20 protein-coding genes are annotated in these 24,000 nt (G+C 50.7%); 9 read left to right on the top strand and 11 right to left on the bottom strand.

Annotated features, from left to right (window positions below; all coding sequences use genetic code 11):
- The first annotated feature begins 50 nt into the window (after positions 1–50).
- Positions 51–434, top strand: a complete 384-nt coding sequence (locus ACE5KN_RS21320) for an alpha-helical endospore appendage domain-containing protein (protein ID WP_375528815.1) — start codon at positions 51–53, stop codon at positions 432–434.
- Positions 435–702: 268 nt separating this feature from the next.
- On the opposite strand, the gene ACE5KN_RS21315 is transcribed toward ACE5KN_RS21320, so the two are convergent.
- Positions 703–846 carry a hypothetical protein gene (locus tag ACE5KN_RS21315; RefSeq protein ID WP_375533147.1) on the bottom strand — a complete coding sequence of 48 codons (144 nt, stop codon included), beginning with the start codon at positions 844–846 and terminating at the stop codon, positions 703–705.
- A 149-nt stretch (positions 847–995) separates the two neighbouring features.
- Positions 996–1,301: a hypothetical protein gene (locus ACE5KN_RS21310; protein ID WP_375533146.1), complete on the bottom strand. Its 306-nt coding sequence runs from the start codon at positions 1,299–1,301 to the stop codon at positions 996–998.
- 172 nt (positions 1,302–1,473) lie between these two features.
- Here ACE5KN_RS21310 and ACE5KN_RS21305 point away from each other — a divergent pair, with 172 nt between their 5' ends.
- The 4 genes from ACE5KN_RS21305 to ACE5KN_RS21290 all read left to right on the top strand — a co-directional run bounded on the left by ACE5KN_RS21305 (position 1,474) and on the right by ACE5KN_RS21290 (position 7,853).
- Positions 1,474–2,763, top strand: coding sequence for a S8 family peptidase (locus tag ACE5KN_RS21305; RefSeq protein ID WP_375528812.1), 1,290 nt, complete (start codon positions 1,474–1,476; stop codon positions 2,761–2,763).
- A gap of 508 nt (positions 2,764–3,271) precedes the next feature.
- The gene (locus ACE5KN_RS21300; protein ID WP_375528811.1) at positions 3,272–4,978 is read left to right on the top strand and encodes a DUF262 domain-containing protein; all 1,707 of its coding nucleotides are present in this window, start codon (positions 3,272–3,274) and stop codon (positions 4,976–4,978) included.
- Positions 4,979–5,695: 717 nt separating this feature from the next.
- Complete coding sequence (locus ACE5KN_RS21295) at positions 5,696–6,598, top strand: transposase (protein ID WP_375533145.1); 903 nt, start codon at positions 5,696–5,698, stop codon at positions 6,596–6,598.
- Positions 6,599–7,334: 736 nt separating this feature from the next.
- On the top strand, positions 7,335–7,853 hold the full coding sequence (locus tag ACE5KN_RS21290) for a GNAT family N-acetyltransferase (RefSeq protein ID WP_375528882.1): 519 nt from the start codon (positions 7,335–7,337) through the stop codon (positions 7,851–7,853).
- A gap of 328 nt (positions 7,854–8,181) precedes the next feature.
- Here ACE5KN_RS21290 and ACE5KN_RS21285 read toward each other — a convergent pair whose 3' ends face one another.
- From ACE5KN_RS21285 to ACE5KN_RS21250, 8 genes are all read right to left on the bottom strand, one after another.
- On the bottom strand, positions 8,182–8,766 hold the full coding sequence (locus ACE5KN_RS21285; RefSeq protein WP_375528881.1) for an alpha-helical endospore appendage domain-containing protein: 585 nt from the start codon (positions 8,764–8,766) through the stop codon (positions 8,182–8,184).
- A 91-nt stretch (positions 8,767–8,857) separates the two neighbouring features.
- Complete coding sequence (locus tag ACE5KN_RS21280) at positions 8,858–9,226, bottom strand: alpha-helical endospore appendage domain-containing protein (protein ID WP_375528880.1); 369 nt, start codon at positions 9,224–9,226, stop codon at positions 8,858–8,860.
- Positions 9,227–9,445: 219 nt separating this feature from the next.
- On the bottom strand, positions 9,446–10,153 hold the full coding sequence (locus tag ACE5KN_RS21275; RefSeq protein ID WP_375528879.1) for an alpha-helical endospore appendage domain-containing protein: 708 nt from the start codon (positions 10,151–10,153) through the stop codon (positions 9,446–9,448).
- Positions 10,154–10,328: 175 nt separating this feature from the next.
- Positions 10,329–10,637: an alpha-helical endospore appendage domain-containing protein gene (locus ACE5KN_RS21270; RefSeq protein ID WP_375528878.1), complete on the bottom strand. Its 309-nt coding sequence runs from the start codon at positions 10,635–10,637 to the stop codon at positions 10,329–10,331.
- Positions 10,638–10,855: 218 nt separating this feature from the next.
- Positions 10,856–11,452 carry an alpha-helical endospore appendage domain-containing protein gene (locus tag ACE5KN_RS21265; protein ID WP_375528877.1) on the bottom strand — a complete coding sequence of 199 codons (597 nt, stop codon included), beginning with the start codon at positions 11,450–11,452 and terminating at the stop codon, positions 10,856–10,858.
- Between the two features lie 243 nt (positions 11,453–11,695).
- Positions 11,696–13,978 (bottom strand): glycoside hydrolase family 3 protein, encoded by a 2,283-nt coding sequence (locus ACE5KN_RS21260; protein WP_375528876.1) that lies wholly within the window; start codon positions 13,976–13,978, stop codon positions 11,696–11,698.
- 508 nt (positions 13,979–14,486) lie between these two features.
- Positions 14,487–15,794 (bottom strand): MFS transporter, encoded by a 1,308-nt coding sequence (locus tag ACE5KN_RS21255; RefSeq protein WP_375528875.1) that lies wholly within the window; start codon positions 15,792–15,794, stop codon positions 14,487–14,489.
- Between the two features lie 165 nt (positions 15,795–15,959).
- Positions 15,960–18,488, bottom strand: a complete 2,529-nt coding sequence (locus ACE5KN_RS21250) for a GH39 family glycosyl hydrolase (RefSeq protein WP_375528874.1) — start codon at positions 18,486–18,488, stop codon at positions 15,960–15,962.
- A gap of 259 nt (positions 18,489–18,747) precedes the next feature.
- On the opposite strand from ACE5KN_RS21250, the gene udk reads away from it, so the two are divergent.
- The 4 genes from udk (at position 18,748) to ACE5KN_RS21230 (ending at position 21,817) form a co-directional block, all read left to right on the top strand.
- Entirely contained in the window at positions 18,748–19,386 is a 639-nt protein-coding gene (udk, locus tag ACE5KN_RS21245) for a uridine kinase (protein WP_375528873.1), read from the top strand.
- 134 nt (positions 19,387–19,520) lie between these two features.
- On the top strand, positions 19,521–19,811 hold the full coding sequence (locus ACE5KN_RS21240; protein WP_375528872.1) for a ferritin family protein: 291 nt from the start codon (positions 19,521–19,523) through the stop codon (positions 19,809–19,811).
- Positions 19,812–19,828: 17 nt separating this feature from the next.
- Positions 19,829–20,221, top strand: a complete 393-nt coding sequence (locus ACE5KN_RS21235) for a spore coat protein (protein WP_375528871.1) — start codon at positions 19,829–19,831, stop codon at positions 20,219–20,221.
- Between the two features lie 693 nt (positions 20,222–20,914).
- The gene (locus ACE5KN_RS21230) at positions 20,915–21,817 is read left to right on the top strand and encodes a transposase (protein WP_375533144.1); all 903 of its coding nucleotides are present in this window, start codon (positions 20,915–20,917) and stop codon (positions 21,815–21,817) included.
- An 887-nt stretch (positions 21,818–22,704) separates the two neighbouring features.
- Here the strand turns inward: ACE5KN_RS21230 and ACE5KN_RS21225 are convergent.
- Positions 22,705–23,967, bottom strand: a complete 1,263-nt coding sequence (locus ACE5KN_RS21225; RefSeq protein WP_375527088.1) for a glycosyltransferase — start codon at positions 23,965–23,967, stop codon at positions 22,705–22,707.
- Between the last annotated feature and the right edge of the window lie 33 nt (positions 23,968–24,000).

Genomic DNA, 24,000 nt, shown 5'->3' with positions numbered 1-24,000 from the left:
CGCGTCTGTCATACTGTATGGTATCTCAGAAGTTTAAGGAGGGATACAGTATGTCGCAAGCGAACATCCCGAATATTACGCCATCGGTCACTGTGGACCGCTGTGATGCCATTAATCTGGTCCTGGCATCCATCGGCATGGAGGAATTGGGACTTAGCCATATCATTAACGCGGAAGCGGAGAAGCTGCAGTACGTTCTGGGCACTTTGCCGGGCTCCAAGCCTCCGTTTCAACCCACATTTTCCGATCTCATGACGGTCAATCGCAGCATCCGTGATACTCTGAAGGAAGTGCGCAAGAAAGAAACGGTGCTGTCCAACAAGCTCGATCTCGTGGCCGAAGAGGCCTGGGGCTGCGGCTGCGATTGCAGTTGCGGTTGCGACGGCGATTGTGGCGGCGATTGCGGTTGTGTGTGCGGCTGTGGTTGTTGTTAGGCAGCTGCACTCCGGAAGTGATCTGATCAGCCGGTTCTTATGCGATGCATAAGGGCCGGCTTTTTATGCGTGAAGATACAAGTCTATTTCTATGAGAAATAGATTCATGCCGTTGCTGCTATATCCCGGAGTTCATAGGTTATAGGGAAAGCCAATCCATTGAAAAGGCGTGAGCAGCTATGAAATGTTCTTCGGGAGAGAAGCAGCTGGTGACCAAACGGAAATGCATCTACAAAACGGATTTCAAATCCTATTATGAAGAATACTATTACGTGCCTAAGGTTAGAAGATACAGCAAGTGCATCACGAAGAAGAAAGCTTGTCCAAGTCCGAAGCCCAGCCCCGCTCCCCGCCGCACCCGCCGCTGCCATTGCGGCTGTGGCTGTTGATAAGTGCGCTCAAGACAGAACATTTTGTGGATAACCATCTACTTATGCACAGTTTATTCACAATTCATTCACAGTTCATTCACAATCTGCACATAACTTATCCACAGTCCTGAAGAGAGGGAATAGTCCCTCTCTCTCCTTTTCCTCCGCACCAATCCTGCTTTCCTCCGCATCAGTCCTGCTTTGCGACCTGCTGCAACTCTCCTGCTCTTGCAAGCCCGTGCAGACTTTGATGCAAATGCTCGTGCTCCCCATGCCCTGACGCCGGAGCGGAGCCGGATATATTCCTGGCCAAAATCCATTTTCCGCTCGGCGTGTGAAAGACTTCAATAGTTGTATTGTTAGCAGAATTATACACCACTAATATCTTCCAATCACCTTCCGTTCTTGCTATATCAAACCAGTTTTCATAAATTGCCGTTGGACAGGAATAATACAAGCCCTCAAATTCAATTCCACCGGCTGTAACAAGCCCCAAGCTTACATTTCTCAATACAATCATTCCCTCTCTGATAGATTATACTAAGAATGTATTCGGGCTCGGCCGTTTTATTCCAATGATTTGAAGAAACTTTCATACTCTTCGCATAGTCAAATGCACAAGGATGGAATCCCTGCATACTATGCCTTGAAGAGGTGAAAGCATAGCCATGAGTGAAATGTTCAAGAAGGAGCAGCTTGACAAACTCAACTACTCTCTGAAACGCAGGATTCGCAAACTATATACCTCCAAGGGATCGCCCGGCGGGATGCCTGTAATTGTCTGCTTCAAGCACAAGGTGACCCCGTCCCGGATCCATGCCTTGCAGAAGCATATGGGGTCTCACTCCTTCACGATCAAGCACCACCTGCCTCTGCTCAATGCATTATCCACTCAAATCTCCGTCAGTGGCCTGAAGCGGCTCAGCAGCTGGGCGGGTGTTCATCGGATCTATCTGGATGACATCAACAAGGCATGCTTGAATACTGCGCTTCCGTCCATTGGAGCCGCTGCCGTGCAAAGCTTCCGGGGACTCACCGGAAAAGGCATCAATATCGCCGTACTGGATACCGGGGTATTCCCGCATCCGGACCTGACCAGACCCGTGAACCGGATCGTGGCCTTCAAAGATTTTATTCATAAAAAATCCGCCCCTTACGACGATAACGGTCATGGCACCCATGTCACAGGTGTGATCGCGGGCAACGGATGGTCCAGCGGCGGGAAATATAAGGGCCCCGCTTCCGAAGCGGGCATTGTGGCGGTGAAGGTGCTGGATGAGCATGGAGAAGCGCTTGACTCTGTCGTCATCAAGGGAATTGAGTGGTGCATCTCTAACCGGGCACGTTACAATCTGCGCATTCTGTCCCTGTCCTTGGGCAAAATGCAGGTATCCCCCATTAAAGACGATCTTGTGGTGCAGGCCGTGGAAAAAGCAGTCAGATCAGGACTCGTGGTGGTGGTCTCCGCAGGCAACAGCGGACCGGACTCCGGCAGTATAGAATGTCCCGGAACCAGCCCGTCCGCGATTACCGTGGGAGCCGTGGACGACCGTGGTACGACGGATCAGAGGGATGACCGCATATGCAGATTCTCAAGCCGCGGCCCCGTGTTCGGTTCCAAGATTCCCAAGCCGGATATTGCGGCGCCCGGTGAAGGGATTATTTCGCTCCGTGCCCCGGGGTCCGTGCTTGTCCGCAATAATCCCCGCAGAAGAATCGGTTCGGACTACTTCACGCTATCAGGGACCAGCGTGGCTACGCCTATTGTCGCCGGTGTTGTCGCACAGGTTCTGCAGCAGCGGCCTTATTTGACTCCGATTCAAGTGAAGACTCTATTGAAGAAGAATGCCTACCACCGGAAAGGGATGAAACCCAATACATTTGGCAGCGGTTTGCTCAATGCAAGGTTTCTCTTAAAGCAGCAGTTGGGAAGAACCGCTTCCTCAACCACCAGGTAAAAATACACAATTGCTGTAAATTAATACGCTTACATGACACGTCATTAAATTTTTTGAATATTATGGTTTTTCCATGTGTCCTTGTGTTAATATAGGTTTATGGTCCCGCTTATCCTTCTCGATACTCTATGAATCTTGGGATTGCTGCTGCAATACTTTTAACTTCCCCTTAAATAAGGAAAGCTATGGTACGATTCTACTAAAGCAACACTCAACGTTTTCAATGAAGGTTCAGCCTGCGGTCGGCTATTTATAGATAGAATCTCATTTGGGACGTGATTATGCAAGAGTTGATCATCAAGGATCTCCGGGAAGATCATTTCCAGGCGAGCGTTTCAAGGGGAACAATTGAATGACGAGCTGTAGGACACCCGTGCTGATTACAGAATTGGAGCGGGTGTTTTTGTTTTCTATCTTGGTAATCGTATTTCCTTCTTGAACCAGGGTTTTTCCCACTATGATTTTGTCTTGGCCTGGATCATTTGTTATCAAAGGAGGGTGTACAATCATGCCGGCTGGAACTATAGAAGCGAACAAGGAATTTTTGCAGAAGGTGTTCTCGGAGAATTTCTGGTTCCTGATCCCTGAATATCAGCGTTCCTATGTTTGGAAAACGGACAATATTATCGAGCTGCTGGAGGATCTGTATTTTGCATTTATTCATAAGCCGGATAAGGATTACTTCCTTGGAACCCTGGTGTTAAAAAGACATAATATGAGCAGCTTCCCTGAATACGAGGTATTGGACGGACAACAGCGGCTAACCACCCTCTTTATCATGCTGGCTGTTCTCCGGGATATCATCAACAACCAGCAGTTCAAGGGCACGCTGCAAAAGAAGATTTATCAGGAAGAGAACATGCTGGAGAACATACCGTCCCGTTCCAGGATTACTTATAAAATCAGAGATAATGTGGAAGGGTTTATTCACGAATTCATCATCCAACCGGAAGGCACGACGCAGACCGGTGCCCTGAAGCTGTACGCCGACAGCAGCAATGACAATCTATCGATCTCCAATATGGCGAACAGCGCATTGGTCATGCGTGACTTCTTCCTGAAGCAAAAGCAGACAGGCAGTCTGGAGGAGTTTCTGAAGTTTGTCTTCAACCGCGCCCTCTTCATTTATGTCTCCACGGAGAATACGGAGGATGCGTTTCGTCTGTTCACCATCCTGAATAACCGCGGCATCCCGCTGACCAATGCCGATGTGCTGAAGTCGCAGAATATCGGGGCCTTGCCGACGGAAAGGGAAAAAAACAAGTACGCGAAGATATGGGAAGAGATTGAAGGCAAGCATGGAAGCGACTTTGACCGGTTCCTGCAGTTCCTGAGAACCATTCTGGTGCAGGAGAAGGCCCGGGCCAATCTGCTGGAGGAATTCAACGACAAGATCTATCACCTGAGCTCTTCGCAGCCTCCCCTGCTGCGTTTGGGGAAAGACACATTCGACTTTATCAACAAATACAACGACATCTATGAACAGATCATCGAGCTGCAGAACGAGCATTTGAACAACAGCATCAAGAACCTGCTGACGATCATGAAGATCGGTTTCCGTTCGGAGGAATGGGTGCCTCCGTTGATGCACTACTATGCCAAATTCGGTTTGGGCCGGCTGGGGGAATTTCTAAAGAAGCTGGAATACAAATTCACCGGCGACTGGGTATGCGGCGTGACGCCCACCACCCGGCTGGAGGCCATGAATAACATTCTTAAAGCCATTGACTACACCCCTGAAAACCGGTTGGATGATCTGCTCGGCAATCCCGCACTCTTCAAGATTAACACGGAGGAGTTCAGAAGAAACATTCAGGGAGATGTCTACAAGAAGCAATACACCCGGTATTTGCTCCTGAAGATCGAATATCTGTCGGGAGACAATACCGTGCATTTATCCAACTACCAGTACATTACGGTAGAGCATGTACTGCCGCAAAACCCGCCAAGAAACAGCCAATGGGTCAAGGATTTCAGCGAAGCGGACCGGAGATACTGGACGAACCGGCTCGCCAACCTGGTGCTGATCAGCCAGAAGAAGAACAGCGCGCTAAGCAACCAGGATTTTGAGAAGAAAAAGACCATTTACTTAAAAAACAGAATTGATGCCTTCCGGGCCAATAAAATATTCATTGAGCAAAATTCAACCTGGACACCGCAGGTGCTGCGCCGCAGACAGGACGAGCTAACCGTCTTGCTGTTGAAGCCTTCCTAGGCCTGGCGATGGGAAAGTCCCTGATCCGCAGCATTACTTTTTGTATGCTGTAAGACGCTCCGTGCATGTCCATACCTAAAAGAATGAGGAGCGGATGGACTCCGCCCCTCAAAACCGCTCATCCAGCACGCTCATCCAGCATTTGAAATGCTCCCCCGCCAACACAGCCCCTGCAATCCCTTCAACGCCTTTATAGAGGATATGTATACACGACCGACAGGCTGCTGATCTCAGCGGCCGATTTGTTAATATCTCAACTTTCACAGCATGAAATCGGCAAACAGGCCTTGATGTAACTGGGCAAAACGGGGATCCACAGCTGTAGTTGACGCTGAATCAGCAGACAGCTTTTTTCTACCTTTCTTGGAAAAAGGGAATTCACCCCGCTCAGAGTCTAGTATCCAGAATGCGACGGGTGCCTATAGGGTAAGGTGGTTGGTGCTTGGTGTCTGGTATCTGGTGTCTGGTATCTGGTGTCTGGTATCTGGTGTCTGGTGCCTGTTGCCTCTTCATACAGCTTTGCATGATTATCCCGTTTGCTCAGAATGGGTTGAGGTGAGCCTAGGGGAAGGAATAAAGAGAAAAGAGAAAGAGACAAGAGATAAGAAAAAAAGAGGCAGCCCAAGTGGGATGCTCGGCTTGAAATAGGAACATACGTTTGGTATAATGATAAAAAGATCGTATGTTCGTATTTTGTTGATTCGGGGGCGAGCAGACATGGAAGTCCAAACGGAAATAGAACTTCAATCCTTTAGCAGTCGTTATCATAACGAGCAGGACTGCATGGAGGCATTGATCGCGATGAAGTGGCCGAACGGCTTCGTCTGCCCGCGTTGCGCTCACACCCGCTGCAGTCGTCTGACTTCCCGGCGCATTCCCTTGTTCGAGTGCGCCAGGTGTGCGCATCAAACGTCGGCTTTGGTCGGCACGATTTTTGAACGCACCCATCTCCCCCTGACCAAGTGGTTCCAGGCGCTGGAGTTGTTCCTGCTGCCCGACGGCATCTCGGCGATGCGGCTGAGCCAGGTGATCCAGGTCACCTACAAGACCGCCTGGTTGATGCTCCACAAAATCCGCCATGCCATCGGGGAGTTCGATGTCCGGGAGCTGCTCTGCGGAGACGTGAAGGTGAACAGCGACCTGTATGGGCGTAATCCAGCCCGGCTACAGTTTCCTCATCCGCATGCTTCGGCGGTCGTAGCGGGATGCACAGTCACGGAGTCGGGCGAGCCGGAGCGGATCAAAATCCGTCTGGTCCCGCAGATGAGGGGAGATGGGTACGGAGCGAATCGACTCGAACTCGCTGCGTTTATCCATGAACAGGTAGATGTCCGTGGATCGGGGGTACAGTCGTTCCCTCAAGCCTTTCGGCTGTATAGACCCTTGCGGAAAGTCGTGAGAGAGGCGTGGACATCGCTGAAGCGTACATATATTGCCTTGGGCACCAAACATCTGCAGGCATACCTCAACGAGTACACCGGACGCCGCCGACTGCGCCTGCCCAGAGGGGAAGAACCGATGTGGCAGAAGTTGCTGTACATGGGCGTGGCGATTCCGGCGATCCCTTACCGCCGACTGATCGCGCGCCAACCATTTCAGCCTCTTGCGGCTGCGTCCTGATCACAGGGTTTGAACGAGGAAAAGCGAGTATAATGGGCGTGGCTTGAATGGTGTGGGTTGGCGTGAACGAGGACATTGGAAAAATTCAGGTTCAAGCGGCAACGAGGGCTAGAGTCTTTTATTTTTTCAGGGCTTTGCTCCGCTCGCTCCTTCTCTCGCGGTCGGTTTCACATCACCTAAACGCTCTGCTTTCTCCTAAGATCCCTCATGATCTCGAACCGATCTGCTTTCTCCATAAGGCACGATCCCGAAATAATAGACCCGTTCGATTGTCCTGAATAGCGTAACAACAGGCATTTTCGTGCCACACTTGATCCGTTATTTTCTTTAACACGCCTAAAGTATATTTTCGGTTCCCGGTTCCCGGTTTTCTGTTTACCTTTACCTGATCCAACGGGATAATCGTGCAAGGCTTCTGGGCAGCGAGTACACATGCCCTGCCACAGTCGACGGGCGGCTGACTATCAAGCCTTAACTTTCGCAGCATGAAATCGGCAAACTTGCAAGGAGGGGATTCGAATTCCTCAGAACCCAGCCAGCAGCTACAAAGGTTTAATTGGATTTGTCCTCTGTAAAAGTTGAGTTAATATAGCATGAGCTCCAGCAACCGTGTCCCATCCATATGCAGCTTCATACTCTTCCTGCGGCAAAAGGTTTTATATGTTGCGATGCATTCCTGAAATAGTATGTTAGAATTTGTTAAACAAGAGTTTATTTCGCCATAAAGGAGACTGTTATGCCTGAACAAACGATCCATTTGCGCCCTTTTGAAACGGAAGATATTAAGGAGCTTCATCGGTGGTCGAATGACCCCGTCTCATTGTTAATGGTCGGCAGAGTCCCGCAGACCTATGAGCAAACCGCACAGCATGTAGAGAAAAAAAGGAAAAACGGAGACATTCTGCTGGCTATCGAAAATGAACAGAACCGCCTGGTCGGATGGATTTTTCTTAAAGATATCGAACATGAGCACGGCAGAGCAGGTATCGGCATCCTGCTTGCTCCCGAAGCGCGCGGCCAAGGTTATGGAAAGCCGGCCATGGAACAGATGATTGATTTGGGCTTTTATCAGCTTCGTTTAAATAAAATTTACCTGACAACGAGAGGCACCAACGAACACGCTATCGCCCTCTATAAAAAGATCGGGTTTGTTGTTGAAGGCCAGCTGAGAAACCATGCCTACGTCAATGGGCAATACTATGATACCTACTTCATGGGGCTGTTGAAATCGGAATGGAGGCAAAGCTTGACATAAAGTAAGCTTTACGTTGTAACTTCTAGACACGAGGTGAGGGCGATGTACCAGGGAGCCTGTCAAAAGTGCGCCATCGTGAATATGAAGGATACGGATATGTCTCTGGAGCAAATCAAGGAGTATGCCCTTGAAAGGAAGTACAGCCAGCTTGAAGTTTCCAGATTCACTGTGGTTACACGGTGATCAGAAACTATTGGTGAAGGGTATATATCTGTAACGCTAAGGCAGCCCTTAAACAAAACATTCTGCTTAAGGGCTGCCTGAGAATTATCGGCAAGACTCGTATGGCGAGCTTCAAAAAGCGCCGCCACGATGGTACAGTTGGTTGTTACGGCAGGCAATATGGATAAACTTCCGGGGCTGGCGTTCCAGTGACATAGGCTATTTCTGTAACACCAAGTACATGTATGAAAGTGCCTTTAGGAGGTACTGGAACACATGTTACACCTGCTGCGAGCTGGATTTCTACACATGGTGTCGGACCATCTATGATGGGTTCACAGTGAAATGGGCCGACTCCATATATGACTGGCGCACACGTTGCTACGCACGTCGGGCTGGTCGGGCCCGTTGGTCCTGTCGGACCGGTTGGACCTATTGGGCCTGTCGGGCCTACCGGGCAAGCATCCAAAGCCATTTCCAGCTTGTTGCTCAGCACCCAATCTTTCTTCGTCGTTTCTTTCAGGGTTTTAAGAATACTGTCATTGATCGCCAACAAGTCACTGAGGGTCGGTGACGGCGCGGATACGCCAGGCAAAGTGCCCAGTACGTATTGCAGCTTCTCCCCCTCGGCATTCAGGATGTGGCTTAACCCCAGCTCCTCCATCGCGATGGAGGAAATCACTAAATTTATTGCATCATCTATGGATACTGTAATCGTTGGTGTAATGTTTGGAAGATTCGCTTGAGACAAACCTATCCCTCCTTTCTTTATAAAATATCTTGCGGATCAAGCAGCTCCTATTTAGCCAATGGCCTGACGGGAGTTGTTATGCCTGTTGGCGCTATACACCCTGGTCCCAATGCGTGAGGGTGATATTATAGCCGCCTGTCGAGCCTGTTGTGCCTGTTATGCCTTTAAGAGCCTCCAGAGCCAGCTCCAATTTGTTGCTTAACACCCAGTCTTTATTCGTCGTTTCCTTAACGGTTTTGAGGATGCTGTCATTGACTGCCAGTAAATCACTGATCGTCGGCACCGGAGATGATATGCCGGGCAGAGTGCCCAATACGTACTGCAGCTTTTCCCCCTCGGCATTCAGAATGTGACTTAATCCCAGCTCCTCCATGGCGATGGAGGAAATGATCAAAGATATCGCATCTTCTCTGGTGATCGTAAATGATGGGGTAATATTGGGCAAATTGGCTTGAGACATTTCAACCACTCCTTTCGTTTTTTTGATAATGCAATCTATTCACTTGCCTATGTGTGAGTGTGAGAGTGCGCCTGTTTTTTCAAAATAAATAAAGCGGCAATGTGAAATACGATGAGTCAGGGCGATTCATCCTCACCTAAAGCTGGGCACTTTTGTACGAGAGGGTTTATTGCTGCGGTGGAGGAATCTGGAGAAGTGGGTGCGCAGTTATATCTGGTCTTATGGCTCAACAATAAAGGGTACACATGTTATGCCTGTTGGAAGTACGATCGGTAAGCAATCCTGATCTTGTGGAGATTGGTCTGTTGCAGTTATCGGATAATATGTTGTACCTGTTGGAAGATCGATAGGTACAAAGGTTGCGCCTGGGGTGACCGGTATGCATGTTAAACCTACAGGCTCGGGGTACATGACCATCCAACATGGCCCGCCCAATGCGCCTGTTATGTCTGCTGCAGCAGTCGCTCCTTCCGCTTCTGTCCCGACTGGCGCCTCTGCTACGGCCGGCGCTTCTGCTACGACTGGTGGCTCTGTTGTGGCTGGTGCTTCTGTTGTGACTGGAACCTCTGTTATGACTGGCGCTTCTGTTGTGACTGGAACCTTTGTTGTGACTGGGACCTCTGTTGAGCACTTGGAAGCCTTCAAGGCCATTTCCAGTTTGTTGCTGAGCACCCATTCCTTCTTCGTTGTTTCTTTCAGGGTTTTACGGATACTGTTATTTATAGCCAGCAGGTCGCTGAGTGTCGGGGCTGGGACAGATACACCGGGCAGGGTGCCCAGTACGTATTGCAGCTTCTCGCCCTCGGCATTCAGAATGTGGCTCAACCCCAGTTCCTCCATGGCGATGGATGAAATGATCAGGTTTATCGCATCTTCTCTTGTTAGTGAAAAGGCGGGTGTAATGTTTGGCAAATTGGCCTGGGACAACTCATTCACTCCTTTCGTTTCGAATAGTCCAGTCTATTCACCTATGTACCAGTAGGTGTGTCACTTGCAAAAATGCAAAAAGGGACCCGAAAAGGCCGATAGCCCGTGGGTCCCTTTTGTGTATAGTGAAAGTCTCAAGCGGGTACATTTACGCCTGAATACCGGGATCAAGCGGTCATTTCTTCGACTCGGAGCACAAAGCGGCTTGCAGTTTGTTGCTCAGCACCCAGTCCTTCCTGATCGTTTCCTTTATGGTTTTACGAATGCTTTCGTTTACAGCCAATAGATCACTAAGCGTCGGCGGGACTGGCAATTTCTTTCCAGGCAAGGTACCCAGTACGTATTGCAGCTTCTCCCCCTCGGCGTTCAAAATATGGCTTAATCCCAGCTCCTCCATCGCGATGGAGGCAATGATCAAGGTGATCGATTGCTCTCTTGTTAACGTGATCGTTGGTGTAATGTTCGGCAAATTGGCTTGAGACATTCCACTCACCCCTTTTGTTGTGGTCAGTCTATTCTATTCAATTCCGGACATGCAGGCTTGGATACCAGTGGATATTGAAAAAAATCAATATAAACAAGGCCACCCCTAAGCAGCTGCGTCTGCTTAGGGGTGGCCTCGTGTCCTGATGATAGAAATCGAAGGAAGTACTCACATTGCGAGTTCTGTATGGCGTTACCATGATGGTATAGGGTTGATTTTTACGGCAAGCAATATGGATAAAAGTCTGGTGCTGGAGAGCCAGTAACATAGCCTATTTGTGTACCATCGTTATATATGAAAGTGCCTTTAACTACTGGAACACATGTCGGGCCCGATGGGCCTGTGATTTGTACACATGGTGTTGGACCATTATTTATGATTGGTAAACATTGGAATGCCCCGACTCCGAATAGATATGGTGCACACGTTGCTACGCACGTCGGGCCTGTCGGGCTTGTCGTTCCCGTTGGGCTTGTCGGGCCGGTCGGGCCCGTTGGACCTGTGGGTCCTATTGGATCTTTGGAAGCGCACAAAGCCGCTTCTAATTTGTTGCTCAGCACCCAGTCTTTCTTGACCGTTTCCTTCAAGGTTTTACGAACACTTTCGTTAACGGCCAACAAATCGCTGAGGGTCGGATTCAACGGAGAAACCCCGGGCAAGGTACCCAGCACGTATTGCAGCTTCTCCCCCTCCGCATTCAAAATGTGACTTAATCCCAGCTCCTCCATCGCGATGGAGGCAATGATCAAGGTGATCGATTCTTCTCTTGTGATCGTAATCGATGGGGTAATGTTCGGCAAATTGGCTTGAGACAATCCATTCACTCCTTTTCGTTATGTCAGTCCAGTCTATTCACCTACGAACATTTAGGCATGAGACAAGAGCGGATATTGTATAAATAACATGAACAAGGCCGCCCTCAAGCAGCTAATCTGCTTAGGGGCAGCCTCGTTTCACGACCTTGTTCGCTCTTCTCTTAAACGCGAGACTTCACGTAGTCTCAACGGAAGCGATCAAAGACGGAGCAATCTGTAAATTGAAGATGGGCCTGCAGTGCATTAGCGTCCTATATGCACTTTCTTGTATTTTCGCGTGCGTTCATCGTCAATCACACCGCTCCAGTTCAGGCCAAAGCCGAAATCGTAGACATGGTCCTCCGAATCGACATGGCACTCCATATCATGCGGCACGTCCTCGAACTGCTCCTCCACCGTCTTCATGTTGGCAGGCATCTGCATCGGCAGCAGTCCCGAAGGCTCCACCACTCCGGTCAGAATCTCAAATACAGCCTGATCCTGCACCCCGAAATTGGCGAGAATGGCGTCAACCTCTCCTTCGAATTCCTCCACCACCGTCGGATTCGACAGCAGCAGCGACACCACCACAGGCTTGCCTTTCATCTTCTGCTTCGCTTCCAGCACCGTGTCCAGATCGGCGGTATTATGGGCTGTAACTGTCTTGCCTTTGTAGGAGCGGTTGAGCACGTCCTCTGCGCGTGCATCGCCGGCAAGGCTCGCTTCGCGCGCATGCTCGGCGGTGTATGGCCGGTATTGCAGGCTCAGCGGCACATAACCGTTGCCTCCCTGATCGGCATCCTCCTGGCTGTAGCCGGTTCCCGATTTGGGGCTGCGGATGCAGACGAGCGCAAAGTCAGCCTCATCCGGGTTATCTGTGACATTGAAGTACTTGGCTGCCACTTGCATATTCACCGGATATTCGTACGATTCCGGTGTCGGATTGCCGAACCAGTCCTTGCCTGCCGGTGTCAGAATTTTCGGGATATAGACGGTGCTCTTCGGCTGTACGGGCAGCAATTGGTTTTTATTTTTCAGCATGACCACCGATTTCAGCTGTGCTTCGTAGCCTTCCTTCATAAACTCCGGATTGCCTACCACGCGCGCGCTGGTTTCGGGATCAAGGTATGGATTTTCGAACAAGCCCAGCCGGAACATATTTCGGAGCAGCCGCACGGCGGATTCCTCAAAACGTCTGCGCATATAAGCTTCGCCATGCTCGGCCACGCCCATCTGATAGGCTTCCAGCACGGGTCCCATCTCGTTGTTGCCGCCGAATTGGTCCACCCCGGCCATCAGCAGCCTGTAATGACGCTCCGCTACGCTAAGCTCTTCCACTCCCCATGGCTTGCCGCTGAGGAATGAGTCCCGCGCATCCGTTTCGTCCGCCGTAATCAGCCAGTCCGTGCAGACGACGCCGTCGTATCCATATTTGTCCCGCAGCAAATCCTTAATCAGGTATTTGTTATAAGAGTTTCCTACATTCTCGCCGTTCACGGTATCCTGATTCACCGAAATCGTATAATACGGCATCACAGCCGATGCTTTGCCCGTCTCGCCGGACAGCTTGAATGCCCCGTCTACAAAAGGAATCAGATGCTCCTCAAAGTTGTTGCCAGGATAAACGGCATATTTGCCGCAGCCGTAATGGGCGTCTCTTCCGCCCTCGCCCGATCCGCCCCCCGGCCAGTGCTTCACCATCGCGTTGACGCTGTCATAACCCCAGCCGCCGCTAATCTCCTGCTCTCCCGTGGAGGTCTGAAAGCCGTCGATATAAGCGCGGGCCATATCGGCGGACAGCTGCGAATCCTCGCCAAAGGTGCCGTTAAACCGGAACCAGCGCGGATCTGTCGCGATATCCACCTGCGGGGAGAGCGCTGTCGCAATACCGAGCGCCCGGTATTCCTTGGCCGCAATCTCGCCAAAACGTTCGGTCACGGCCGGGTCGAAGGTCGCGGCCAGCCCGAGCGTCTCCGGCCACATGGAGATTTTGCCGCCTGAGCCGGCGTTGAACTCGGAGCTGGAATCCGACCCGTGGCGTGGATCGGAGCTGTTGTTCGCCGGAATGCCCAGCCCTGTCCCTTCGGCAAAGGCCTGCACCTTATTGCTCCAGCGGGCGGCCACCTCCGGGCTCTCCACTGTCGTTATAAGAATATGCCGCAGATGGTCCTTGGCCAGAAAGGCAATTTGCTCATCCGTCAGCTCCCAGGGCTTGGCTCCACTTTCCTCGTAGCTCTTGCCGTTATATGTGCTGGCGAACCAGCCCCGGCTCACCGCCGGAATGGACTGATGACGGCTGTACAGCATCAATCCCGCAATCTGCTCAATCGTCATTTTGGACGCCAGATCCCGGGCCCGCTCTTCGGCGGGAAGCCGCCAGTCCTCATATTTATCCAGAGTGCCGTCCTTGTTCAGATCCTTGAAGTACAGCCCGTCCTGCTCCAGAATGGTAACCCCGGAAGCCGTCGAATATCCCAGGGTTGGACCTCCCGGATTGGTCACATATTGAATCGTATCCTCAACGGATTGTGGTTGTTTGTTGGTCATGATGGTTTCCTCCAATCTCCATGTAGGCGTAACGGCCACCGGCTGTTCGATATTTGATATCTGATGTTCGATATTCGATGTTCGATATTCGGTGCCCGGCGGCCTCCGCCTTTTATCTCTCTCTTTGTATTTTTGGCTCAACCTGATCATCGGCGCTTAACCGTGAACAGGTGCGAGTGTGGATCACAGCGCGAATATTCTAACGGATGTGGGCGACGCTATTTGGGCAAAAACAAGGGCTTACAAAATGTAACGGTTGCTGGCGAGCTTATTTACCGTTTTTCCACAGGTAAAAGGCTTTTTCGACTTCTTAAGCGAGCATACGACCGTTAGAAAAGAAACCTCGTCTTTTTCGCCTGAATAAGAGCTATCACAACCGTTACGCGCCCAGCTTACCCAACTTACCTAGCCTACCTAGCCTACCTAGCCTACCTAGCCAAACTAGACATAACTACACATAACTACACATAACTAACTGATGCGAGTTCAATCGAGGTAAGAGTAAGCCCTACTTCCCAACCGGTACAGCCGCATCGGCCAGGGGATCAGCCCCTGCCTGCTCATGCTTCCCCTGCCCGATTTCAGGCAGCGGCTTGACTGCCAGCATGCCGCCGATGATGCAGAGGCCCAGGAAGATGTAGAAGAACTGCCAGCTGCCGATCGCCAGCAGCAGCGGCGCAATCGCCGGCACGATCGATTGCGGCAGCGCATTGGCTACGTTCATGATGCCGAAGTCCTTCGCGGCGTCCTCCTTGCGGGGCAGAATGCGGGCCACCAGCGCCGTATCCACCGCGCCGAAGCAGCCATAACCCAGGCCCATAATGCCCGAGGCAATCATGAAAGCTGCGGCATTCGGAATAAAGGCGAACATCAGCATGCCGATCACCATAATGAAGGCGGATACATATAAGAACGGCTTTTGTTTGCGGAGCTTATCTGACAGTACTCCGCCCAGCACACTGGTCACAGCTGCACAGACCAGACCGATAATGTTGATCGTTGCCACGCTTCCCGTAGCCATTTCTTCCGTATAGCCCATACGGTTCACCAGCATGACAGTCAAATACAGCGTGCTGCAGTATCCCATCATCAGCAGAAACTTGGAAGCCACCGCCCATGAGAATTCAGGGAATTTGCGCGGACTTGGATACACTTTGCTGATCTTCTCGCCCAGCGACACCTTCGTCTGTGCCTTCTTCATGATCTCCACTTTACCGTCCCGGATCAGCAGCATGCTGAGCAGAGGGCCGGCAAAGCCAAGAACGGCCATGAACAGCCATTTGGCGGATGTAGGAACAGACGTCATGAACGTCATCAAAATCATGCCGATGGACATGGCCAGCGGAACGATCAATCCCAGCAGCCCGGACACGGTGCCCTGTTTCGTTTCCTGCACCTGGTCGGGGATCAGGGCAGTATAAGCCGCCATGGCGAAGTTGAAAAACAGCTGGGCCACCGCCCAGGCAGCAACGATCTGCCATACCTGTGTCGCCATGCCGATCCACACCAATGCGGCACAGCCGACGAATGACCCGATGAGAATCCAGGTCCGTCTGCGTCCGAATGAAATATTGGTACGGTCGCTGAGCGCTCCCCCGATCGGATTTCCGATCAAGGCAAAAAATGCGCCCACGCCTGCCACCAAACCGTAAGAAGCGGTATAACCGTTAGGATCAATTTCTATCATCTTAAAAGTAAGCAGCAGCGTGGCCGGCGTCATCAATGCCAGCATCATCAATCCGTAACCGAGCATAATTCCGGTTGTTAATCTGCGAAAAGGTGTCTTAACCTGGCCTTTAATCTGATTTACAGCCATGATGATGACCTCCCATATAGTATGAAAACGATTACAAACCCATTGTAAATGAAAACGCCTCCACAAAGAGAGGCGCCGTTTTACAGACTTTTGGGTTGTTTTTTAACTTCCTTGGGGGCCGACTTCGCCCTCCCCGGCATGAGAACATTAAAAATTGACACATCGCTAGCTCACAGGGATGAGCTGCACGCATTGCACTGCATGGGGCTCCAGGGTGGACACATGGATCAGGCTGCTGCTTGACAGTTCAAGCTCTTGGACCTGCCGCATAGGCATCGATTTGGCTTTGATAAAAGCGGCATCCTCCGCGGTTAAATAAGCGGGAGCACCCATCTCGACCCATGTGTCGAAGCTGCTGCCGTGCCGGCGGGTGACCGTATGCGTCACCTTTTTATATCTTCCGGAAGGCAAACCGAGCAGCTCCAGCGTTATTTTCAGTGTTTTTTCATCCTTAAATACGTTATAACGGTTGGTGTCCTCGACAAATGAGGTATCCCCGAGCGCATACAGATCATCAAAATGGCAGTAATTATACGTTAAAATCTGATAGCTTCCGTTCTTCTCCGTCACCAGGTACCCGTCACCCTGCGCAAGCAGGCGGTCGCCCAGCTTGTTCAGCATTTCGTAGCCGTACATGGCCGCCTTGGGGATGCCGTACTGGGCGAGCAAGCCCAGCCCGCCATGAAACAGACTCGCGGAAGCTGCTGTCTCCTCGATATTGTCGCTGAGCACCCAGTAACCAAAGCTGCTGATCCGGTCGAGATTTTCAGCAATATTTTTAACGATATAGGCGGCTTTGTACAGCGTATCATTGGTCAGCTCACGGTGATAGGTCGTGGAATTCCACTCGGTAAGGTACATTTCACATTCAGATAATCCAAGCTCATCCAGCAGGCCGCGTTCACGAATCAGCATTTCCCTTAAATAATCCGGGTTGTTCGAAATGCCCTGAAACTCCTTCAACAGCTTCTTGAACGGTTCCAGCCTGTCGTGCTGGTCCATGCTCTCAAGCCCCATTATCTCTTCCATTCCCTCATGGGGATAGAAATGAACAGGAATAAAATCCGGATCACAGCCATGCTCCTTGCATAATGCGAAAAAACGTTCAAGAAAATCGGTGGAAAGCAGCGTAATGATGCGGCCCGGCGCTCCGATCTGCAGGCGCGGCGATACTGCCTTGACGGTCTCGTAAGTCCGCAGATACAGCTCCATATACTGCTCTTCGCTTGCGGGCCAGAAGGTTCTGAATTCCGGCTCATTCCAGAACTCGAACTTCCAGCTTTCCACCGCGGCTGCCCCATACCGGTTCATGCAGTGGCGCAGGAAGCGGTCCACCAGCTCGCACCAGCGGTCCATGGATTTGGGCGGGCTGACATAGCTTGCCCGGTAAAATACCGTTTTGTCCCGATCGGCCGCGAGCGCGGAAGGCATAAAGCCCAGCTCCACGAACGGCTTAAGCCCAACAGACAGCATAAAATCGAACAGCTGGTCCACGAACCGGAAATTAAAGTGCGGCCGTCCTTCCCCATCCTCCCTGTAAATCATCATGCCATCGTCAAAGATGCCGTGAAACCGCAAATATTGAAAAGGACAATGCTGCTGAACATACCGGATTTGCTCCTGCACATCCGCATGAAGGCCTTCCTGGGCTTTGCCGATCGTGACCAGATTCCTCCACGTATGCTTGAGAGGCTTTCCTTCCACCTCAGTGTTCACGGTGAGGCACAAAGTCTGCAGCTGCTGAATCGGCTCCTCGGCAAAGGACTGGCTGCGCCGCAAATACTGGCTGATAATCCCCAATGCGCTCGATTGATTATAGGCCAGATAATTGGACGATTCCGCAGGAGCCTGTTGTCCCAGCTCAGGCCGGTAATGAGTCCGATACTCATGCGGGGTCATATGGTAACGGTTCTTGAACGCAGTATAAAAAGACTTCACATTCGGAAAGCCATGGGCCATGGCCATCTCGGCAATGGGAATATCGTCGCGCCGCAGCAGATCCTCCACCGCATTTTTCAGCCGGATATTGGTCAAATAAGATTGAAAGTTCATGCCGATATGTTCGCTGAAAAACTTGGACAAATACGGGACGGACAGGTACTCCCGCTCTGCAATGTCCTGCAGCGATACCGGCTCGTTATAATGCTCCTCGATATAGGTAATGATGCGAAGCATACGCTCCATATATTTTTCCTGAATGGCACCGCTGGTCGTAGCTCCTTTGAACTGCTTAAGCAGAGTCGAGAACACCCCCAGCATCCGGTGCTCCATCTCCAGCCTGAAGGCCTCGCCCTTTTTATATTTCAGCTGCACCATTTCAGCCAGGAGATGCCGGATGTGATCCAGCGCTTTCTTTTTATCAGAGCCAGCCGAACCGGAGTAACAATCAAACTGAATGCCGTCCAGCTGGTTGATATGCTCCCGCAAATAAGCTACTGGAATGAGGAAGGTTGCGATAATGTTATGATCCAGGCCGATCACTTCATGCACATGGCACTGGTTGATCAGCAGCACATCGCCTTCCTTCAGAGCGTATTTTCGGGGTCCAACCGTAGCCTCCAGCATGCCCCGCAGCACAAAAATAATCTCAACACTGTTATGCCAGTGGCTGGGCACATAATTCACGCTGTGCAGCGAGACGTCGAACGGCAGCGAATCATCGGTCACCACCAGCTCATATATAGAATGCTTCAAGCTGTCACTTCCTTACCTTGTCAACTACCGTCTTTCTGGAGAGAGTGTCCACCATTTTTTTGGAACCGTATTGAAAGATCAATTAACTCAATTATAGGAGATTCAAATAGTTCATTCTACGATAAAAAAACAAAGCTTCGCATGAATTTGGATAGGCTTTTAGGCGAATTATAATCGTTATCCAATGGGTGAAAAAAAGTTCATGCTGTGCTACAATACTCTAATTGTAATGTAACTTAGGGAGGGTTATTGAAACACCATGCTCATTATTGGTATAGCCGGCGGCACCGGCTCCGGCAAAACGACGGTAGCCCGCTCCGTCATTGAACGTCTTGGAACAGGCAAAGTGACCTTCATATCCCAGGATAACTATTATAAAGATCATTCATATCTCAGTATGGCCGAGCGCGAACAAATCAATTATGATCACCCGTTTGCTTTTGACAACGAGCTGCTGATCGAGCACCTCAAGCTGTTGAAGGAAGGCCAAGCCGCGCAAGCCCCCGTATACGACTTCTCGGTACATGCCCGCTCCACCACCGAGACTCTGGAACTCAAACCAAACAATATCGCTATTATCGAAGGACTGCATGTGCTGTCCGATGAACATTTGCGCGGCATGCTGGATATCAAGGTGTTTGTGGACACCGACCCGGATGTGCGCATTCTGCGCCGTGTGGTACGGGATATTCAGGAACGCGGACGGACGATTGAATCCATTCACAACCAGTATCTGAATACCGTGAAGCCGATGCACGAAGCCTTTATCGAGCCCTCCAAAAAATACGCCGATCTGATCATTCCCGAGGGCGGCGAGAACGAAGTAGGCATTCAGCTGCTGTCCGTACTGACCGAAAAATACCTGTCCGGTGACCGGCAATGGTCCGGGAATAAGTGAATTTGTCATAAAGCTGCCATGGAATACTCTAGGGCAGCTTTGTTTTTTGAGGATGATTATCCCTGCTTTGAAGCATGCTAAGAAATGCAAGTACAGAGGTAGGGCAAATTTTTATGGAAAAGGAGTCCTCAAACATGCAGCAAAACCAGACACAGGGCCAGGGACAGCAGCAGCAGTTGGTCATGACCGTCCCCCCGCAGGTGATCACGACCAAGGACCATTTATATTTGAAGGATCAGCTATCGTGGGAGCTTGTAGCGATGAAAAAATGCAGCCACTTTGCCTCCGAATGTTCCGACCCGGAAATTGCACAGTCCATTGAACAGGCCGGCCAGATGCACCAGCGGCATTACAATCTGCTGCTCAAACATCTGCAGAATGACAATTCCGCGGAAATGGAATGGGTACAGCAGCTGCAACAATGACAAGGAGGATGAGCGGCATGAATCAGAATCAGAATCAGAACCAGAACCAGAATCAGAACCAAAGCCAAAACGCCAATATGATCAAAAACCCGAAACCTCCCTACGAGCCCCAAGTCAAGGGCCCAGCAATGAACGACCGGGATCGGCTCAACGATCTGCTGGCAACGGAAAAATACCTGACTGACAGCTTTAACGTCTCCGCCCGTGAAGCAAGCCACCAGGCTCTGCATCAGGACATCATAACCGTGCTGAACGAGACGCACCAATGCCAATATGATCTGTACCAAATGATGTTCCGCAAAGGACATTACAAGCTCGAAGCGGAGGAGCAGCAGAAGCTAGATCAAACCTTTCAGCAATTCAGCAACTATTCCTCACAGTTCCCCTATCAAGGGGCGAATGTGCAATAAGACAACGGACATTTCGTTGATTAAAAAGCAGGCGGCCGGCATGTTCCCGGCGGCCTGCTGCAGTATTCCCCCTTCCCCACACCGTCTGTTTAAGCCCTTAAGCCGATCTGCCACGAACCCTTTCCACTGCTCAACAAGTGGACGATATGAAGCCAACTTAGTTGCGTTTCTCTGTAACTCCACTTTCACAGCTTGAAATCAGCAAACAGGCCTTGATGTGACTGGGCAAAACGGAGATCAACTGCTGGAGTTGACGCTGAATCAAAACAGACACTTTTTTCTAGCTTTCTTGGAAGAAGGAGATTCGTCCCGCTCAGAGTCTAGTATCCAGAGTGAGACAGGTGTCTATAGAGTATGGTGTTTGGTGTTTGGTGTTTGGTGTTTGGTGTCTGGTGCCTCGTGTCTGGTGCCTGTTGCCCGTTACCTGTTGTCCGTTACCTGTTGTCTGTTGCCTGATGCCTGATGCCTGTTGTCCGTTACCTGTTGCCTGTTGCCTCTTCATACAGCCTTGCATGATTATCCCGTTTGCTCAGAATGGGTTGAGGTGAGCCTAGGGGAAGGAATAAAGAGTAAAGAGATACGAAAAAAAGAGGCGGCTCAAGTGGGATGTTCAGCTTGAAATAGGAACATACGTTTGGTATACTGATAAAAAGATCGTATGTTCGTATTTTGTTGATTCGGGGGCGAGCAGACATGGAAATTCAAGCGGAAACAGAGCTTCAATCCTTTAGCATTCGTTATCACAACGAGCAGGACTGCATGGAGGCATTGATCGCGATGAAGTGGCCGAACGGCTTCGTCTGCCCGCGTTGCGCTCATACCCGCTGTAGCCGTCTGACTTCCCGGCGTATTCCCTTGTTCGAGTGCGCCAGGTGTGCGCATCAAACGTCGGCTTTGGTCGGCACGATTTTTGAACGCACCCATCTCCCCCTGACCAAGTGGTTCCAGGCGCTGGAGTTGTTCCTGCTGCCCGACGGCATCTCGGCGATGCGGCTGAGCCAGGTGATCCAGGTCACCTACAAGACCGCCTGGCTGATGCTGCACCGCATCCGCCATGCCATCGGGGAGTTCGACGCCCGGGAGCTGCTCTGCGGAGACGTGAAGGTGAACAGCGACCTGTATGGGCGTAATCCGGCCCGGCCACAGTTTCCTCATCCGCATGCTTCGGCAGTCGTAGCGGGATGCACGGTTACGGAATCGGGCGAGCCGGAGCAGGTCAAAATCCGCCTGGTGCCGCAGAGGAGGGGAGATGGGAACGGAGCGAATCGACTCGAACTCGCTGCGTTTATCCATGAACAGGTAGATGTCCGTGGATCGGCGGTACAGTCGTTCCCTCAAACCTTTCGGCTGTATAGACCCTTGCGGAAAGTGGTGAGAGAGGCGTGGACATCGCTGAAGCGTACGTATATAGCCTTAGGTCCGAAGCATCTGCAGGCGTACCTCAACGAGTACACCATACGCCGCCGACTGCGCCTGCCCGGAGCGAAAGAACCGATATGGCAGAAGTTGTTGTACATGGGCGTGGCGATTCCGGCGATCCCTTACCGCCGATTGATCGCGCGCCAACCGGTTCAGCTTCTTGCGGCTGCGTCCTGATCACAGGGTTTGAACGAGGAAAAGCGAGTATGATGGGCGTGGCTTGAACGGTGTGGGTTAGCATGAACGAGGACATCGGAAAAATTCAGGTTCAAGCGGCAACGGGGCCAGAGTCTTTTATTTTTTCAGGGCTTGACTGCGCTCCCTCCTTCTCTCTCGGTCGGTTTAACATCACCCAAACGCTCTGCTTTCACCTAAGATCATCTCATGATCTCGAACCGATCTGCTTTTTCCTAAGATCCCTTATGATCTCGAACCGGTCTGCATTCTTCTAATATCACCTCATAATCTCGAATCGATCTGCTTTCTTCTAAGATCGCCTCATGATCTCGAATCGATCTGCTTTCTTCTAAGATCGCCTCATGATCTCGAACCGATCTGCTTCTCCATAAGGCACGATCCCAAAATAACAAACCCGTTCGATGGTCCTGAATAGCGTAACAACAGGCATTTTCGTGCCTCATTTGATCCGTTATTTTCTTTAACGCGCCTAAAGTATATTTTCGGTTTCAGGTTTCAGGTTCCCGGTTTTCTGTTTACGTTTACCTGATCCAACGGGATAATCGTGCAAGGCTTCTGGGCAGCGAGTTCACATGCCTTGCCACGATCGACGGGCGGCTTGACTGTCAAGCACGGATGATTAGGTAGAGTCCATAAATTGAGTTCACTTAATTTTCACAGCATGAAATCGACAAGCTTGCAAGGAGGGGATTCGAATTCCTCAGAAGCCAGCCAGCAGCTACAAAGGTTTAATTGAATTTGTCCTCTGCGAAAGTTGAGTCTGTAAGAACTCAAAGAAAAACTGACAAGCTGACGCCGGTTAAATCCGACGCCAGCCAACCTGGATTGCAAGTACTTTTTCCGGTAAGATCGATTCTTAAGAGGTGTTATGAGCTGCGCTTTAGATAGCGTGAGCTTTTTTTCAGAGATCTCCCTCTTATCACATAAATGATCCTTTTCATCACAATCGGAGACTTCTTCACTGCTGGCCGTGCTTTTCTTCTCAATACATGCTGACGCTTGCTCCGTCTTACTTTTCTTATGGAGCGGCAGGAGCGGCATTTGCCGCAGGTTATTCTTCTCTTCCGCAGTCCTGGTCTTAAGCGTAGCCGCAGCTTTCTGCGGCGCTTAGGCTTGACAGGCGCTGCGGGAATTTGCGGCAGAAATCTGACCGGGATTGGAGGAACCGGTTTCACCTGAGGCTGAATGACCACCGGCTGGGCCGTTGCTGGAGCCAGTGGCTCAGGCTGGATTACCACCGGCTGGGCTGCTGAAGCCGGCGGCTCAGGCTGAGCAATCACCGGAGGCTGTGCTGCCGTGCATTCTTTCTGCGGTCCGCACTGATGGTTAGCTGCAGACGCTGGCGCACATGTCTCAGCCCAAGGCGTGATGGCAAGGAACGAACGATAGATCGGAGCGCAAGGTGAATGGTCATCCCACCACTTGTTGTCTTCTCCGGCGAAATGCACAATTTTATTGACCGGATCGAGGTCATCGTGAGCGAATGTATTGAAGCGCTGATCCAATTGCATATAATTGGAGCCAAATATGAAATTCAAGGCATCCTGATCAGGCATGGTCGTCGCGGGGTAATGACGCAAGAAATGAAGCAGCTCATCATACCACGTCTCTTTTTTGCGGATATTGTCCAAATGAAACAGAATGACGCCCGAGTTAAAGTATACGTCTCCGTTCAGCCCCATGGTGAGAAAATAATCACCCAGATTATCCTTCCCCTGATCCAGAATCGCGCCCAGATAACATTCTCCCAGGTCAATGCTCCACAATTCGCTGATATCCATATTGACCCATACGTCGCAGTCCACATAAATGACCCTGTCAGTCTGAAGAATGTTCGGCAGCAATAAACGGTACATGCTGGCTTTGGTCCAATGATCAATTTTATGCACCTCGGCTGAAGCTTGAAGCATATCCTCAGGAACCGTAACATGATAGAAAAAAATATAATGTTGGAAGGTCTTGGCGAGCTGGGCGAGCTTTAATCTGCTTTCTTCAGTTAGGGTTTCATCATGCAAAATGTGCACATTGATCGTTTGCTTAATATTGGAGAAAATGGACGCAAGAACAACAGCCGCATGCTTCGCATATTTCCCGTCCCGGTCATTGAGCGTTAAAACCAGTTCAACCATCAAGGATCACCAACTCCTTAAAGTATCATCGGG

Origin of the sequence: Paenibacillus terreus (assembly GCF_042138595.1) — a bacterium.
Lineage (GTDB): Bacteria > Bacillota > Bacilli > Paenibacillales > Paenibacillaceae > Paenibacillus > Paenibacillus terreus.
Note: the sequence above shows the minus strand (reverse complement) of the source record. Positions and strands in the feature narration are given on the sequence as shown.

Bases quoted from the DNA above. Each gene is read 5' to 3' on its own strand.
- ACE5KN_RS21320 (WP_375528815.1), top strand. From the start codon at position 51: ATGTCGCAAGCGAACATCCCGAATATTACGCCATCGGTCACTGTGGAC.
- ACE5KN_RS21315 (WP_375533147.1), bottom strand. From the start codon at position 846: ATGTTCTGTCTTGAGCGCACTTATCAACAGCCACAGCCGCAATGGCAG.
- ACE5KN_RS21305 (WP_375528812.1), top strand. From the start codon at position 1,474: ATGAGTGAAATGTTCAAGAAGGAGCAGCTTGACAAACTCAACTACTCT.
- ACE5KN_RS21300 (WP_375528811.1), top strand. From the start codon at position 3,272: ATGCCGGCTGGAACTATAGAAGCGAACAAGGAATTTTTGCAGAAGGTG.
- ACE5KN_RS21295 (WP_375533145.1), top strand. From the start codon at position 5,696: ATGGAAGTCCAAACGGAAATAGAACTTCAATCCTTTAGCAGTCGTTAT.
- ACE5KN_RS21290 (WP_375528882.1), top strand. From the start codon at position 7,335: ATGCCTGAACAAACGATCCATTTGCGCCCTTTTGAAACGGAAGATATT.
- ACE5KN_RS21280 (WP_375528880.1), bottom strand. From the start codon at position 9,226: ATGTCTCAAGCCAATTTGCCCAATATTACCCCATCATTTACGATCACC.
- ACE5KN_RS21270 (WP_375528878.1), bottom strand. From the start codon at position 10,637: ATGTCTCAAGCCAATTTGCCGAACATTACACCAACGATCACGTTAACA.
- ACE5KN_RS21260 (WP_375528876.1), bottom strand. From the start codon at position 13,978: ATGACCAACAAACAACCACAATCCGTTGAGGATACGATTCAATATGTG.
- ACE5KN_RS21255 (WP_375528875.1), bottom strand. From the start codon at position 15,794: ATGGCTGTAAATCAGATTAAAGGCCAGGTTAAGACACCTTTTCGCAGA.
- udk (WP_375528873.1), top strand. From the start codon at position 18,748: ATGCTCATTATTGGTATAGCCGGCGGCACCGGCTCCGGCAAAACGACG.
- ACE5KN_RS21240 (WP_375528872.1), top strand. From the start codon at position 19,521: ATGCAGCAAAACCAGACACAGGGCCAGGGACAGCAGCAGCAGTTGGTC.
- ACE5KN_RS21235 (WP_375528871.1), top strand. From the start codon at position 19,829: ATGAATCAGAATCAGAATCAGAACCAGAACCAGAATCAGAACCAAAGC.
- ACE5KN_RS21230 (WP_375533144.1), top strand. From the start codon at position 20,915: ATGGAAATTCAAGCGGAAACAGAGCTTCAATCCTTTAGCATTCGTTAT.
- ACE5KN_RS21225 (WP_375527088.1), bottom strand. From the start codon at position 23,967: ATGGTTGAACTGGTTTTAACGCTCAATGACCGGGACGGGAAATATGCG.